Here is a 16474-nt window from a genome sequence, read left to right as displayed (position 1 = left end):
TGAAATCTTTTGAACAACAAAAATTAGTATTAGAAGAACAACTAGAAACCAAAGAAAAAGAACTTGATAGAAAAACTAACAAAGCAGAAATCAAAAAACTCCAAGATGAAATTTCAGAAATAGTTGGCGAAATTGGCAAAATAAATGTCGAAATTCAAAACTTAGAAGCGATCCGAATAATGTACCAAAATATGTTAACTCGTGCTGAAAATTACAAAAAAATATTAGAAGAACAATATGAAATAGACAAAAAAAAATATAAAGATTCAATTATTTATAAACTAAACAAACTATATGACATTACCTCGGCTGAGGGATAACATAAAAGGAGTTATAAGTTAAAATGATTCAAATAAAAAATAAATTATATCTTTTACCATTATTTTTAATTAATTATTTAGGATTATTCCTGTTAATCAATATTCATCCAGTTATGGCAATGGATCCAAAACTTCCAGAAACTAGTAGCAGACAACCTGTTTATCATAACCTTACCATTGAAGAAAACATAATTAATTTAAAACAGAAAATTTATGATAATGCAACCAAAATAACAAACATAGATAAAGGATTACAAGGAAGTATTACTGATGATCAAAAAGAAAATCTCTTAAAATTAAAAGAAAATTACAAACAATTAATTGATAATCAAAAAGAACAATTAAAAACTTATAAAAACCTTTTAAATGATTTAAATGATGAAAAAAACTAAAAATATTATCAACATAAAAAAATTATCTTTTTTATAATAAGACCCTTTTCAAAAGGGTTTTTTTATTTAACCATACTTACTTATATAAATAATCAGACTTCTTTAAACAAAGAGTCTTTTTTTATTTCTATTAATAAAAAATGAATATCTTATTAACTAAAAAAACAAAGGAGTTTTCATAATATGAACAATTTAAAAACATTAATAAAAGAAATTATTTTTCTAATTATTTGGGTCGTAATTATTGGTACTCCTACTTATTTTATAAAAAAAGATCAGGATAAAGCATTACACCAAAGTTTTAGAGAATTGCATGAAAGTTTTGACCGATTAGAAAAAACATTAGATTAAGATATAAAATAATTTGATAATGTATTTGTTATCATATTCAAAATTTATATAAATTAGATAAAATCTGTGATCTATCAGGGAATAAAATAAATAAAAAAAACAGTCACAAAACAAAAATAATTTTGATTTGTTTTTGAAAAAACAATAATAAAGCTTTTATTATTATTACTTTTTTACCAAATAAATTAGAAAAGATAAGATTTAGATATATCTTTATGTCTTTTAAAAAAAGATCAACTAAGAAAGTTGATCTTAATCATTATTAACAGATTATTTAGATTTTAATACTTTTGTAGATGTATTATAATTAAACACTGTGAAAACTATAAGATTTCCATTTTTTGAATCAATAAACCAATATTTAAATAATATAATTGATAGATTACGGAGTGTTCAGTTTTAATGATTTGTAAGCTAGGTTTACGGATTACATTGTTTTGCCTATTAGGTATTTGTGACTTATTCTTAGAATTATTTGGTATAATAATTGCCTTTACTAACTATACTTTATCGCGACCCGATTTTAAGAACTACTGTAATTTGTTATTGTTTTCTTTAAGAAACCGTTCTTAACTCTTTAGTGTTTATTTGTCATTGATTATTGGTTAGAAAACACGATATTTAAACCTTTTTGACACTTACTTAAATCATATAGTATTTTATAATAAATATTTTTATATTTTTCTAAGTCAATTATTTTTATTTTTGAATTTTGTATTTGCTCTTTTTTTGCTTGTATTATCTTCTTCATGTCATCATTTTTTTGTTTAAATTCTTGAAGCTGTTGTTCGTCTATCATCAAAGAAGCTTTTTTAAAAGAATAAATTTTATGTTTCATTAATATTTGTTTTTTTTGATCTAATTCTGTTGTAATCTGATCTATTTTTTTATTAAAAACTTTTTTTAAATTTTTATAATGATGCAATTCCTTATTTAAAATTAAATAATCTTTCTGATGTAAATTTAATTTATTATTAATTTTTTTAATTTCATTTTGATATTTTAAATAAATTTTTTTTATAAAGTTTAATAAATTATGATACTTATTTAAAATTTTTAAATTATCTTCTTTTTTAGATTCAGATTTTGGTTGTTTTTGGAGTGTTTTAAAAATATGAGTTAAGTTATTATTTTTGAGATTATTGAATATTAAAAAGTTATTTTTGTTAATAATTAAAATATAAATAAGCAATAAAAATATTATTAATATTTTTTTATTTATCTTTTTATTCATTTGTTAGATTATTTAATTTCTAATTAAAATTTATTTCTATTAAAAATTTTAACATAAAAAATTAAAATAATTTATATTTAGGTTTTTAAAAAAACCACGTCAAATTTAAAAAAACGTGTAAATTAATTACATATTCATAAATAATTAACTATCAGGTATTATGCCGCAAAAAAATCTTAGTTATACCTGTGCCCATCACGTTACGCAAAACAATAATAAATCAAAATATGTTAAATTTTATTAATTGATCATGAATGAATATTTATTAAATTCAATTTAATAACTATTTTTATTTAATATTTTCTTGTTAAAGTTATATAATGGTAATATATTCGAAATTTCAGATTTGATAATAGTCTTACTATATTATCAGAAAAGTTAAGAAATTCATGAATAAAAAAGTTTTTTGCCAAAAAATTACTGATATGATTGTTATTTTTTTGTTAGTAATAACAATTATAGTAGTAATGATCATTGTGATTAATCAAGTTTATAATAAAGCAATAAAATCAAAAAACTTTCTCATTTTATTCAAAACAAAAATTCTTAGCTTTTAAAGTATCCGCAACAGTGCTTCCAAAAACTTAAAAAATCAAAGATTATAACATAATTATTAAACCTAAAATTACTGCTGCTAGATTAGAACTAATTAAAACTTATCGTTTTACAAAATCTGAGAACCATCTTTCTTTATTATTATCTGATTTATTAACAAGAGTGCACAAAGACATTCCTAAAATAGAATCAAATCGGCACAATTATTTAGATTTATCTAAAAAAAACAACTTTATTAATCGATACTAAGATAAATTTAATGAATATCAAATTTTGATTCTATCTCGAATAGATGAATTAAAACAAACAACATTATCGTTATAACAACAACGAGAAGCAAAACAACAAAGCATTGATAAATTAAAACGACTTGATATAAAAGATAATAAGGAAAAAAATTCCCAAATTAAAGATAAAGTTAACGCAATAATTGACGAAATTGAAAAAATTAAAATTAACTTAAAATTAATTATATTTTTTTATATAAAGTTAACAAAAATGTTCAAATTTATTAAATTTAATATAAATACTATTAATTAAGAGAAAGAATGCGTCTAATATAATATTGTTATTTACAATCTAAATTAATTTTATTATATCCAATTATATAAATTAAAATAAAAAGACCTTCGAAAAAAGACTTTTTAATTGAATTTATTTTGGAGATTTAATTAAAAAATAAAATGTATACTTATTTTTGATTTAAAAAATAATACAAAAATATTTTCATTATAAATTATTTTATTTAATTATTATTAAGTTAAAGTGAAACTAATTTTAAAAGGTTATTTAGATAAATTATTTTATTTTTTTAATAATATAATTTTTTTTAGTTTATATTCTAATTCTATTTGTTCTAAATTTATTTCATTTATATTTTGTTTAAGAGTATATAATTTGTTTGTTAATAAAGATTTTTGAAATCTTAAAAAATTTTGGGAAACGTTAATATTAGATTTATTTTTAATTTTTAAATTAGATAATAATGCTTGTTTTATCATATCTATTTCTTTTGATATTTCAGTTTTTTTTATTGATAGGTTATCTATTTTTGCTCTTAAAATTTCGATTTTTTTTTCTGAAGCATCGAATAATATTTCCGAAGAATCTGTTTTTTTAACTTCTGAATAAATTTGACCGGCATAAACTAAATTAGACTTACGATTATGTATCAATATTAAAAGTAAAAAAATTATACACAAACAAATTAAATTAAATATTATATTTATTTTAATTTTTGTTGAATTTAATTTCATATTTTTTGAAAAAACTTTCTAATTGAATATATAAATAATTTATAAATTTTTTTAATTAATAATTTAAAAATTTTTAATATAATAAAATTTGTTTAGTTTTAAAAAACCAATATTCTATATTTTTTTAAATTTAATCAATATAATAATTTTTTATATTTTAATTTAATCCAAATAATAACAACTTTAATAGGTTTATAATAATAAAAACTAAATTAATAACATTGAATTAATAATATGAAATAATATAAAATATTAAATCATAATACATCTACATTATATAATTTAAAATTAAAAATAATAAATAAATAATATTACTGTTACATTAATTGTTATAATTTATTTTTTATTTTAAAAATATATCATATTTATTAATTATTTTTGTTTTTGTTATAAAGTTAATTTTGTCTTGATTTTTATCAAAAATAAGTGAATATGGTTGATGTGTTTATAAATTAGTTTTATATTAAATTGATGAATTGTATTATTTATTTTTATTAATCGATAATAAAAATGTGAAATATATATTTTATTTATTCAATATAAATTAGATAATTTTTACTAAATTTCGATTAGCAATATCAAAATCCAATATTAATTAAATAATAATTATTTATTTTAATATTTAAATTTAATATAAATTATTAATTTTATTATTATATTAAAGTTATATTATATGAAATTATTTAAAATTTAAAATTAATTTTTTAATTTTATAATTAAAATCAAAAATTTTAATTTTGTTCAAAATAATTGTATTTTATTTGATAAAATTTTATCGGAAATAAATTGTTTTTCAAAAAAGAGGTTAAAAATGAATTTTTATGTTAATAAAAACAAATTATTGAATATTTTTTTAATTTTTTGGATATTTTTAGTTTGTGCGTTTTACATAAATATTAAAAATAATCAAGTTTTTGCTATAAAAGTGATACATCCAGACAGTATTTTTAAATTAAAAACAATCAGAAAAATAATTGTTTTAAAGTTAAACGATGAGATTCAAAAGCATGAATCGATAACCCTAAAAAATATAACAAAATCCGAAATAATTGAAAAAAAATCTTTATTAAATGCCAAAAAATTAAAAATAAAAAAATATGATTTTTTAAATCATTTAGCATCTATAAAAATAGAATAAATAATATTGTGAATCAAAATTTTTTATAAAAAAAATTATTTATTTTATAAAATTTAAAAATTTTTTAATATTTTGAATATTCTTTTGTAGTAACAATTATATTTTCGTAATATTTTTTAAATTAAAAAATTTTTGATAAATTAAAAAATAAAAGTTATTTTTATTTATCAACAATTTTATTAATTTTAATAAATTTAAAGTTATTAATTAATAACATTTCATTATTGATTAATATTTATTGTTGTTTATTTTATATAAATTTTCAAATATATAAAGTCTTTTTGATTATATGGATTATTTTATATTTGAAATTAAAATTTACCAATTAACACAAAAAAAATTAATCAAATATGAAAAAATAAGTTTTATATAGTTTAGAAAGATCATTAATATTTATGAATAAATTAAAATTTTTCCAAAAAAAACAGATTATTATAATTATATTACTATTGTTGATAATGGCAATTATCATTATTTTTTATAAAAAAATGGATAATATTGGTAAGGAAAAAATATTATCTACTTCTGTAGAGAAAACGTCTAAGCATGATGAAGAGCCAAAAAACAAAAAACTCACACCTCCTATTTTGCTTAATCAAAAACAAAATTTAATTAATGAATTAGAATCGGAAAAATATGCCGATTTTCAATTTAAAATTACATTATTAAATTCTCAAAAAGAAGAATTACAACAAAAAATAAATAATAAAAAAAACTTAATTAAAGAAAATAAGTTTATGACAAGAAATAAATTATTTAAACTAAGATGTAAACAGAAAAAATGGGCAGAGCAAATATTCAAAATCGAAACTGAAATTAAAAATTATGAAGATCAATGTAAAAGATTAATGGAATATTCAGAAAAAAATTAAAAATTATCAAGAAGAATTAAAAGAATAAAATAAATATCAAACACAAATATACAAAATACAAATAGTTTATCATTTAAAAGCTTTATATAGGATTATCCTTTTTAATAATGTAATTTAACCTTCAACAAGCTACTGTAACCGAGCAGTCCAGAGACTATCAATATACTTGATCCGTATTGGATAGTTTATCAATTAAAAACCTGGAATCTCACCATTAGTAAATGGTCACTTCCCCTAACGGATTAAGGTAGATATTTAGAGTAACTTGGAGAATCCTAAAAGCTAGTTATTAAATTAACTAATAATGAAATAAAAGTAATTAGGCTCAAGGATAAAGCGACTTTTTAGTAGTCGGAGGAGTAAAACTTAATTTGGAATAATTAAGTTAATCGCCCTCCCAAGATGAAGGTTAACGACCTTTATAGGGCGAAAGAAGTCAGTAATTTATTGCAACTAAAGTCCATTTAGTGTTCAAAAGAGGATAAATTATGGCAAGCCGGATGCTGGGAAACTTGCTTGTCCGGTTTAGATGGGGGCTGTTTGTAATAGATATCAAAAATACCAATTTTGATATTGAAACGAAAATATTCTATCCATATAATCTTATTAATAATTGAAAATTTTGATTAATTTCGTCTTTCTTGATATGGAATCAACTTTGTTTATAAAGTTTTTTCGATTATCTTTAAAAAAAGATCAACTTTAAAATTGATCTTTTTTTTGTTTATTGGCAGATTAATAAAATATTATTAGAAGTACAGCGTAATTTCTCTAATATTTTATATATTACCTTTTCAATAATATAAAATAATTTATATATAAAATTTTTATAACTCTTTTTGCATTTATAATAATAACCGGTTTATTCAATAAAATTAAAAAAAAATTTTTAAATATTAAATTAAATCATGAAATTATATTATTATGTGAAAATTAACAGTTAATCAATTTAAAAATAATGTTATTAATTTTATATTTGTTATTTCTGTTTATTAATAAAACTAATTATAATAATAAATAATGATTATTAAAATAATATTCGCTTTAACATTTATCATATAAATAGAAGTATATCTATATATCTTCTACAAGTTGTCTTTAAATAAATTTTTGTATATTAGCAAAAATTTAAAAACTACAAAAATTTTAAATCGAAAATATATCAAATTAAATGATTTACTTTTAAATGTAAAGAAGTATATATAAAATAATTCGAAATCGGATTCAAGAGTATTATATATGCGTGTATATTTTCCTGATAAACATAAAAATAAATTAATTGAAACTTTTATAATAATCTTTTTAATTAAAATATTATATAATATTAAAATTTATTGTTCATATATTGTTTATTAATATAAATAAAACTTTAATTTTTATTATTTTAGATTAATTAATAAGATCCATTTTTCATTAATAAAATTATTAATTATTTAAAAAATATTATTAAAAATAGGTACAATTATATTGTAAGTATTATTTATAAATTTTTTTAATTTATTTTTATTATTATTTATTATTAAAATTAATTAAGGAAAATTAATAAAAATATGATTTATTTAAAACAAAAAAACTTTTTATTAAAAACTAATTTATTGTTTTTATTTTTTGCAGGATTATTGTTTTATTATAATTCGAATAAGAATATTATTTTAGCCATGAATCACAATTTAACATATTATGATACGCCTAATTATTATACAAATTACAACGACCCATTACAAAATTTATTTTTCCAAGCAAATCAATTAAATCAAATAATTAGTAATTCTTTAGAAAATACAGAACATGCTCAATTATCTAATTTATTTAATCAATTAAGACAAATAAACGAACAAATAATAACTTATCAACAATTGCAATTAAAACAACAAAAAATTAAATTAATTAATTTAGAACTTAATTTAATACAAATAAAACAATTAGACCAAGAATATTCTGACATGAATCAAAAAATGTTTTCGATTTGTAACGATATGCAAACATCATATATTTCTTCATATCAGCTAGGATTATTACAAGATATTCAAATTAAAATGGCTGATAATCGAAAACAATTATTTAGTTTATTCTTTAATATATTATAATTAATTAATTTTAAATAATAAATTGAATCAAAAATATAAATTTTGGAACTAACATAATTTTGCTCTGATTATCCAATAGATCTAAATATCGTATTATCTAACCAATAAACAGTGATATGAACACTAAAAAGCTAAGAATGGTTTATTGGTTTATTAAGGGAAACAATAATAAATTACAGTTATTTTTAAAAGCAGGTTGCGACGAAGTAGTTATTCAAGAAGATGATGCCTCCACTGAATTATTCTAAGGGTAAACCTGAAATGACTTAAGAAACTAAGAAAATGTAATAAGCTAACCTATATCGCAAATTAATATAAGCGAATAGTCTATAGTCTATTAATATACTTGATTTGTATGGGATGGTTTATCAGCGAAAATCTGGAATCTTGTCACCAATAAATAATAAATGACTTCGCGCTGCGTCCCCCCAAAAGTATTACGATTAATAATTTGTTAATTATGATCAAGATCAACTTTCTTAGTTGATCTTTTTTTGTTTTTTTTAAATAAGATAATTAAAAATGACATTAGGAACAATTTTTGAACTAAAAAAAATATATCATTTTCAACTATATCAAAATTACTTTTTACTTTGCTAAAAATAAATAATTTTATTTTATTTAAATTAGTAGTTTTTTGATTAATTATATTAAAAAGAGAAATATTTCTATAATATTAGGTACTTGTTTTTTTAAAGTCATGATATAAAATCTTTTTGGAATATGATATAAATAAATTGGATTATGATTAAATTTTTTTCATTTAAATAGTAAAAATATTATGATATTAATATTGATTAAATTAAAATTAAAAAAATAAAATAAAAGTAAATCGATTTAAGAATTTATATTTATTTTAAAACAATTTAATTAAAAAAATAAATATTATATTAAAATTTTTTTCCAAAAAATTATTATTTTGCAATTTAAAAAAGAATATTATATTTTAAAATTATTCTAAAAACTATTATTAAATAGTTATTAAGTATATTTTATATTCAATCATAAAAATATTCATTTGTGTCTTGGATAATCAAAGACATAAATAAAAAAAATAAACAAAAACAAAAAAATTGAAGTTCAATAAAATAAAAATACTTATTCATCAAAGAAGATATAAAAATATGACTGGTTAAACGTTTATTATTTACGAAAATAGAATAAGTTTAAAATGAAAAATAAATGAATCAATAATTTTTAATTTAGCGTTTCATTAATATAATTGTATAATAAAGATTGAGTGTAAACTTAAAAAACATTTAATAAAAAATAATATATGTTAAAATAAAAAAATTATCGTTTTTTAACTAAAATTAAATTTTATTTTCTGGTTTTTTAATTAACTTTTTTTGTTATTTATGATTTGTTAGAAATATAATATATTAAAAAATTTTTATTATATAATGATTTACTTAAAATAATATCATTTGTTTAAAAAAAATTTTTAAAATTTATTATTATTTTTTTGAAATAGGGAAGCCAATTATGAGTAATAAATATTATTTTTTTGTCCAATTAATTTTCTTAAATAAAAGATCCTCATCTGAGGATTAAAATAAGATAAAAAAAGAGGTTTTTTGAATTAAATGATTAAATTAAAACAACAATTATTTTTATTACCATCATTTTTATTTATTTTTTTAGGATTATTATTGATAGCTAATCAGAATCAAGTTATAGCTATGTATTCGGGTAATTCTGAAACAATTGATCAAAATCTAAGTAAAAAACATTTAAGTATTGATGAACAGATATTAAAAATTAAAAATTTAATTGATATAAATAAACAACAAATAATATTTATAGAACAAAAAATAAAAAAATTACCAGACGAAAATATTCAAGGTAATATACTTTATGAATTAAACCAAAATTTACTAAAATTAATGGAGTTTACTATAAATCATAATAAAGCTTTACAAATAATAATCATAGAACAAGAAATAAAAAAATTATCCGACGAAAAGGTTAAAGAGAATATACTTTTTGAATTAAATAAAAATTTACTACAATTAATTGAGCTTACTACAAGTCATAATAAAGCTTTAGTCATAAATTCGAATAATTTTGAAAAAAGTGATTCAAATTTAATTGAAAATAATCCAACTAATGAAGAAAAAATATTAAAAATTCAAAATACCATTCATAAAATAAGATATCGTATGATAGAAATTGAACAAGAAATACAAACATTACCAGATGGCAACGATAAAAAAAATATTCTTTGTGAATTATATGAAAATTTAATACAATTGATCAATTATAATGAACAAGAAATGAAAATGCAAACAATTTTATCAGAATTAGGATTCATAAAATGAAAAAATATTAAAATCTTTTTTTAATTATCAATCAAAAAACCTGGAATCTCACCATTAGTAAATGAAGTAATACCAGAATTACAAGAAAGATTCATTTCACATTTAAATTCAAATTATAACAATTTATATAATGCAATTACTGAAGAAATGATTATAGATTTAAACAATAAAATTAAGGATTTAAAATTATATGATTTTGTTATTGAAAAAATAGCTCAAAAATCAAAAAACCAACTTGATTTAAAATTATATCATCCAGCATTAAATTTTTCTATTCAGGCAAAATTCGAGAAAAAATTCAATTTAAAATTAACAAATTTAGAATTAGATGATTTAATTAATGAAACAATTCTAAGATTAAAGAAATACATCGATTTACAATATGATAGTAATGATTCAGAGCTTATTATAGAAAAAGAAAATGATATTATTATCAATGAATTAAAAGAAAAAATTAATGCGTACATAAAAGATGATTTAATATTAAATAATTTCATTAAACAATATTCATTTATAAATAGTGAAGCACAAAGTATTTACGAAGAATTTTGAAAATAATTAATAAAATATTTATTGTTGTTAATATTATAAAAAAACATATTTATTAATCCAAATACTCCCTTGCAGGAGGGAGTTTTTGGTGAGATAATTTTTTTTATTTATAACTTTTTTGATTCATATTATTATAAAGATTTTAGGGTATTAAAGAGGCCTAAATATCATGTTATTTTATTAATAAATTTGTGTAATAAAAAAATAAAGGAGTATGTATAAATAGTGAATTTTGTAAAAAATATTTTAAAAAATACTTTGTTAATGGCCCAAATTAGTGCAGCTATGTTAGGTTTTAAAACGATAGATTTGTTCCAGGATGAAGTAAATGCCCAATTAGCACCTTTAAAACGAGCATTAAAATTCTTTTATACAAAAAGAAAATTAAACGAAACTTTGGAAATAATTAATTTATCTCCTCGTGAAATATATATAATATTAAATGAATTAAATAAAGAAGATATAAATAATTTATCACCGAAACAAATATATCAAATATTAAAAAAACAAACAAAAGACAAAATGTTAAATGTATCTGAGGAATGGGAAAATATAAATAATATTATAAATAATGCTGATTATGAAACTATAAAAAAACTTCATTTTATTTTTGTTAAATATAAACTTTATAATGATGAAAAAATACTATTAAATAAAATTTTGCGAATTATAAATTTATCGCCGCAACAAATATATATAGCATTTAATAAAAACAATATAGATAATTTATCATTACAAAAAAAAGATGAAATGTTAAATTTAAGTACCGACTATACAATGTCTGAAAATATAGATAATATAAATTGGGAAACAATAAATGATATTATAAATGATGCTGATTTTGAAACTATAAAACAATGGAATTTAAGATTTGGTAGATATTATTACAATAATTTATACCAAAAAAATAATATATTTAATAATTAAAGCAAGAATCTCTTATACAAAGAGAGTATATTATAATGAAGTTTACACCCCCCTCCTCAATATTTATTCATTGTGATATCATTAACCAAATTTATTATTTGGTGATAATATTAAGAAATTATTTTTTATTTGTATCGGAGGATATATTTTTATTTATAACTATTTGCATTTTAGAAAGTTAAAAAAATTTAATTTTGTAAAAGGATATAGTTAACTCATTAAATTATTATAAATAAGTTTACAAATCATAAATCAATTAAATAGAATAGTTATCATGGCAAAACAGATTTAAATCCACAGATCGCCAAAAAAGATCAAGAAATACATGGTTTAACTCGAAAAAAATTTAGAAACTGATAAAAATAATTTAGAAACTGCTAAAAATAAAGTCATCGGTATCGGGAATAAATCATTACAACTAGATATCAAGCTATCTCGGATTTAACTGAAGCTAAAAAAACTTCTGAATCTTATGCAACAAAACAAAAATATATTTTACAAAAGAATGTTAAAAAAATATATTTCTATAATAAAATATCTGAACAACAATTAACTTTCTCTAAAAAAAATTATTAACTTAATGGAAACAATATTTAAAAAATCTTTATTTGATTAATAATCAAATATGGAAATTATTATTCCCACAATATAGTAGAATGTACTTCATAATTATTTTATGCGTAATAAATATTTTATTTTACTTCTTATTAATTAAGAATTTTAAATCATATTAATGATAATAATAAAAAATTCTAAACAAGATTAATTATTTAATTAGATTTTATTTAGTAAATAAATATTTTATGGAAAAATAAATAATGTTTATTGCAAATCATTATATTATGTAGAAGATTAACTCACCCTGCTCTAAGAGTATTAAAATTAATAATCTGTTAATTATGATCAAGATCAATTAAGAAAGTTGATCTTTTTGGAAAAATTTTTAATTTATATCTTTGCTTTTTAACTAAAGAAGATTTATTTCCAAAAAAGTGTTGGACTTAATTAAAGATTTAAATAATTATTCAAGATTGAGGTTATGATTTCCTAGCTTATGCTCAAAAAAACTGTATATTAAAAAAAGTGATTACCAAAACCATTCATAAAATTACTTGTTTCTTTGTAATCAGTTTTTGGAAAAATGCTTATTATCAATTATTATTTTGATATTTGTTACAATTTAATTATATTTTTTTTATAAATAACCAAAAAAATTTTAATTTTTTAATATATTTGAAAAAAGTTAAATTAATTTTTAGAATTTTTAAAATTTAATTTTTATTAAAAAGATTTACAATTTTGTAAATTAAATTTCTTTAATAAATAATTAAAATTTTTTGATAATTATATTTATGCTGTTGATAAATACTGTTGATAAATCATCAAAAATAACTTTTTTATCTTGATAAAATAAAATTTTATTAAAATTAAATTCTTATTTCAAAATGAAGAAAATTTTTTTATGATCAAAATAAAAATTATATTATTTTATTATTTTAATAATTAATAAACAACTAACGAGTGGTGACACAATGTTATTATTAAGAAGAGGATAAATTATGGGTCATTCGGATGCTGGCAAATTTGTTTTTTTTGATTTAGATAGGGGGCTATTTGCACTTTTTATAATAAATATCAGAAAACAAATTATAATAAAAGATCAAAATGCAAATATTTTATTTATATAAATAAATTTTAATTAAAATTTATTTGTAATAAATATTATTTTCAAATGAAAATTTCAGTTAATAATTGTATAATAATAGTAAGTATTTTATATATTCATGAATTAAATTAATGTTTTAAATTTTACTTCATACAATAAAAATAATTGAATTTATAACTAGAAAGAACATTAACTGAATGCATTTAAAGAAAAAATTTTCCAAAAAATTTATAATTATTATTATTTTTACTTTAGGATTAATTATTTTAATGATTAATAATAAATTTAATGAGCAAGAATCATGGTTTGATTATAAAGATTCTCAAAATTCTCATAATAATCAAGAAGAACTTCGTAATAATCAAGAAGAACTAACAATTTTGGAATCAAAATCCGGTTTTGGTTCGAAAAATCATTTTAGTTATGGCATAAATAAAATTAAAATCACTTCAGCACGATTTAATAATATAAAAGATTATATTTTAGAAAATACTGATAATATTCCTGATGATTTAACGTCAAGAGAAATGTACGAAATAAATTCAATTCGTAGTAAATATAAACAAAATTATCAATTTTTAAAAAATAAAAAATCTTATATTGATAAAAATAAAGCAGAACTTAATAAATATTTTGATGTTTATTGTAAATTTAGATCTTTAAAAGAGCGTTTTAAAATGTTAGAAACAAAAATATATAGTCAATCTTTACAAATAAATGAATTGAAACCAAATTTTAAATTGGAATCTTTTTTAAATGAGAATAAAAATAATAATAATTTTGTTAAATCTAATAAAGATTTATTAGAGGATATAAAATCATCAATTCATGCAATTGCAGTTCATAATCCTTATAGGGCTGCTAGATTAGAACAAAAACTTTTACATCAAGAAAAAGTTAAATCCGAATGGATATGGTTAAATGAAGATAATTATCCTGACAAATCTCAAAAAATAGATTTAACTCAAAACGATATATTATCATTTATTAATGAAATATCACTTATTAAATCAAAAATTACTAAATTAGAGCAAGATTTGTTTGAACAAAGACTAATTATCAAAAAACTTTCGCAAAATCAACAAATAATAACTGAAGATTATGAAGAAAACAATCGAAAATATCAACAAGTAATTATCTCGGATCTTAAATGTTTATATGATATTACTTAATTATAAGAAAAAGTTTCGATATACTAATATAAAAGATTTTTTTATTTGATATCTATTCAAATGAGATTAAATTTATTAGTTCCAAGAATAAAGTGATTTTTTAGTATTCGAAGGAGCAAAAATTTATCCGTAAGGATAATAAAAATAATCTGAGTACCTGATGAAATATGGATTTACAATATGGAGGATATTTAGCTCAACAAATATCTCAAATAATAATTAATGAAATACAAGAAAAATAAAAAATAAAATTTTTATTAAATAATAAATTAACCGAGAAAATATTAATTTCTCGGTTAATTTTATTTAATATGCGGACAATATAATATAAAGAATCATATCTATTATGAATAAAAATTGTCAATTTGAAATTGCCATTATTTTGATTAAATATTTTTTAATAAATTGTAATAATTTCTGAATTAATTTAAATTATGATTATTTCTAATCATATTGTATTGATGTCTCAATAAAATTAAATAATAAATTTAACCAACCATAATGGTTTATTATTTTTTATCATATTTTTCAACCTCTATTTTAAAATTTTTAATTTTAATAATAATTAAAAATTTTAACATTCTAAGATACAGTTACATTGTTAAACTTGATATTTTAATATATTTATATTTAATCTAAATAAAGTTATTCTTTAATTTTTATAATTTTTAAAAAATTAAATTTTTAAAAATTATAAAATAAGATCTCGATAAGAATCGAAATTAGTTTATTTACAGACCAAACAACCCCTGTTTATATCAAAAAAGAGGAAAAAATAATCTTATATATATTAATTTAAATTTAAATATTCCTATTGCTTCCGAGACAATTTCTTAATATGAATATTGATAGATTTCGCTATATAAAGGTGATTAACATTATGCGGCGATTAATCATCTGGAATAACTACTTTATCACAATCCGCTTTTAAGAACTGCTGTAATTAACTATTCTTTCATGGAATGAACCATTATTATCCTTTTAGTGTTTATCAGCACTGGTGATTGGTTAGGATAATTGAATATTTAGTCCTCTCTTGATTATAATTAAATTCCTTAATGTTATTTAATAATTCAACATAAATAAAATTAAAATTTAGAAAATAAATTTTTATTATGATAAGATAATAAAAAAATTATTATTTTTCTTTATGTTCCCAAAAAATAAACATATTAACAGAATTATTAGCCATATATTTTAATTCTTCTAAAGAATATTTATCATCTTCATCATCTCTAGTGCTTTCATCAAAAAAAACACCTAATAAATTTGTAGGTGGATTTTTAATTTTCCACATAATACAAAATTCTGCTACAGTACTGTTATAACAAGGACATGTTTGATTAAAATCAAAGTATTGCGCAAATGAAGGATGTGTTTTTAAAACATTAATATTACTTACAGTTACATTAACAATTCTAGTTCCTTGAATGATTTCTTCTTGCGATGGCGCAGCCATAATAATATTATTTGGATTATAAATTTTCATTAATGTTAATAAAATATACGGATAGATTAATTGCGTTTTATTCAGCGATTTATCTTTGCTGTTTTATTTACAATCAGCCCCCGTCCAAACCGGACAAGCAAGTTTCCAAGCATCCGGCTTTCCATAATTTACTCTCTTTCGA

Annotated in this window: 13 protein-coding genes and 1 pseudogene; 11 read left to right on the top strand and 3 right to left on the bottom strand. The window is 18.6% G+C overall.

What is annotated here, in order from left to right; translation table 11 throughout:
- From OC710_RS01545 to OC710_RS01535, 3 genes and pseudogenes are all read left to right on the top strand, one after another.
- A pseudogene (locus tag OC710_RS01545) lies at positions 1-320 on the top strand (effector); the annotation flags it as partial.
- Between the two features lie 23 nt (positions 321-343).
- On the top strand, positions 344-712 hold the full coding sequence (locus tag OC710_RS01540; RefSeq protein ID WP_004994552.1) for an SVM family protein: 369 nt from the start codon (positions 344-346) through the stop codon (positions 710-712).
- 183 nt (positions 713-895) lie between these two features.
- Positions 896-1063, top strand: a complete 168-nt coding sequence (locus tag OC710_RS01535; RefSeq protein WP_004994560.1) for a hypothetical protein — start codon at positions 896-898, stop codon at positions 1061-1063.
- Between the two features lie 598 nt (positions 1064-1661).
- Here OC710_RS01535 and OC710_RS01530 read toward each other — a convergent pair.
- On the bottom strand, positions 1662-2297 hold the full coding sequence (locus OC710_RS01530) for a hypothetical protein (protein ID WP_004994562.1): 636 nt from the start codon (positions 2295-2297) through the stop codon (positions 1662-1664).
- A gap of 1358 nt (positions 2298-3655) precedes the next feature.
- Positions 3656-4108, bottom strand: a complete 453-nt coding sequence (locus tag OC710_RS01525; protein ID WP_004994565.1) for a hypothetical protein — start codon at positions 4106-4108, stop codon at positions 3656-3658.
- 811 nt (positions 4109-4919) lie between these two features.
- Here OC710_RS01525 and OC710_RS01520 point away from each other — a divergent pair.
- The 8 genes from OC710_RS01520 to OC710_RS01485 all read left to right on the top strand — a co-directional run bounded on the left by OC710_RS01520 (position 4920) and on the right by OC710_RS01485 (position 14843).
- Positions 4920-5246: a hypothetical protein gene (locus tag OC710_RS01520; RefSeq protein WP_004994567.1), complete on the top strand. Its 327-nt coding sequence runs from the start codon at positions 4920-4922 to the stop codon at positions 5244-5246.
- A gap of 395 nt (positions 5247-5641) precedes the next feature.
- Complete coding sequence (locus tag OC710_RS01515; protein WP_004994569.1) at positions 5642-6118, top strand: hypothetical protein; 477 nt, start codon at positions 5642-5644, stop codon at positions 6116-6118.
- 488 nt (positions 6119-6606) lie between these two features.
- Positions 6607-6735 (top strand): hypothetical protein, encoded by a 129-nt coding sequence (locus OC710_RS01510; RefSeq protein WP_304514972.1) that lies wholly within the window; start codon positions 6607-6609, stop codon positions 6733-6735.
- A 933-nt stretch (positions 6736-7668) separates the two neighbouring features.
- Positions 7669-8205, top strand: a complete 537-nt coding sequence (locus OC710_RS01505; protein ID WP_004994571.1) for a hypothetical protein — start codon at positions 7669-7671, stop codon at positions 8203-8205.
- A 1586-nt stretch (positions 8206-9791) separates the two neighbouring features.
- A complete protein-coding gene (locus OC710_RS01500; RefSeq protein WP_004994573.1) occupies positions 9792-10526 on the top strand; it encodes an SVM family protein in 735 nt (244 codons plus the stop codon).
- Between the two features lie 147 nt (positions 10527-10673).
- A complete protein-coding gene (locus tag OC710_RS01495) occupies positions 10674-11078 on the top strand; it encodes a hypothetical protein (RefSeq protein WP_004994575.1) in 405 nt (134 codons plus the stop codon).
- Between the two features lie 225 nt (positions 11079-11303).
- Positions 11304-12005, top strand: coding sequence for a hypothetical protein (locus tag OC710_RS01490; RefSeq protein ID WP_004994576.1), 702 nt, complete (start codon positions 11304-11306; stop codon positions 12003-12005).
- A gap of 1863 nt (positions 12006-13868) precedes the next feature.
- A complete protein-coding gene (locus OC710_RS01485; RefSeq protein WP_004994578.1) occupies positions 13869-14843 on the top strand; it encodes a hypothetical protein in 975 nt (324 codons plus the stop codon).
- Positions 14844-15981: 1138 nt separating this feature from the next.
- Here the strand turns inward: OC710_RS01485 and OC710_RS01480 are convergent.
- Positions 15982-16332 carry a hypothetical protein gene (locus OC710_RS01480; protein WP_004994579.1) on the bottom strand — a complete coding sequence of 117 codons (351 nt, stop codon included), beginning with the start codon at positions 16330-16332 and terminating at the stop codon, positions 15982-15984.
- Positions 16333-16474: the final 142 nt, after the last annotated feature.

The organism is 'Vigna radiata' phytoplasma, from assembly GCF_030586915.1.
Classification (GTDB): domain Bacteria; phylum Bacillota_I; class Bacilli_A; order Acholeplasmatales; family Acholeplasmataceae; genus Phytoplasma; species Phytoplasma australasiaticum.
Note: the sequence above shows the minus strand (reverse complement) of the source record. Positions and strands in the feature narration are given on the sequence as shown.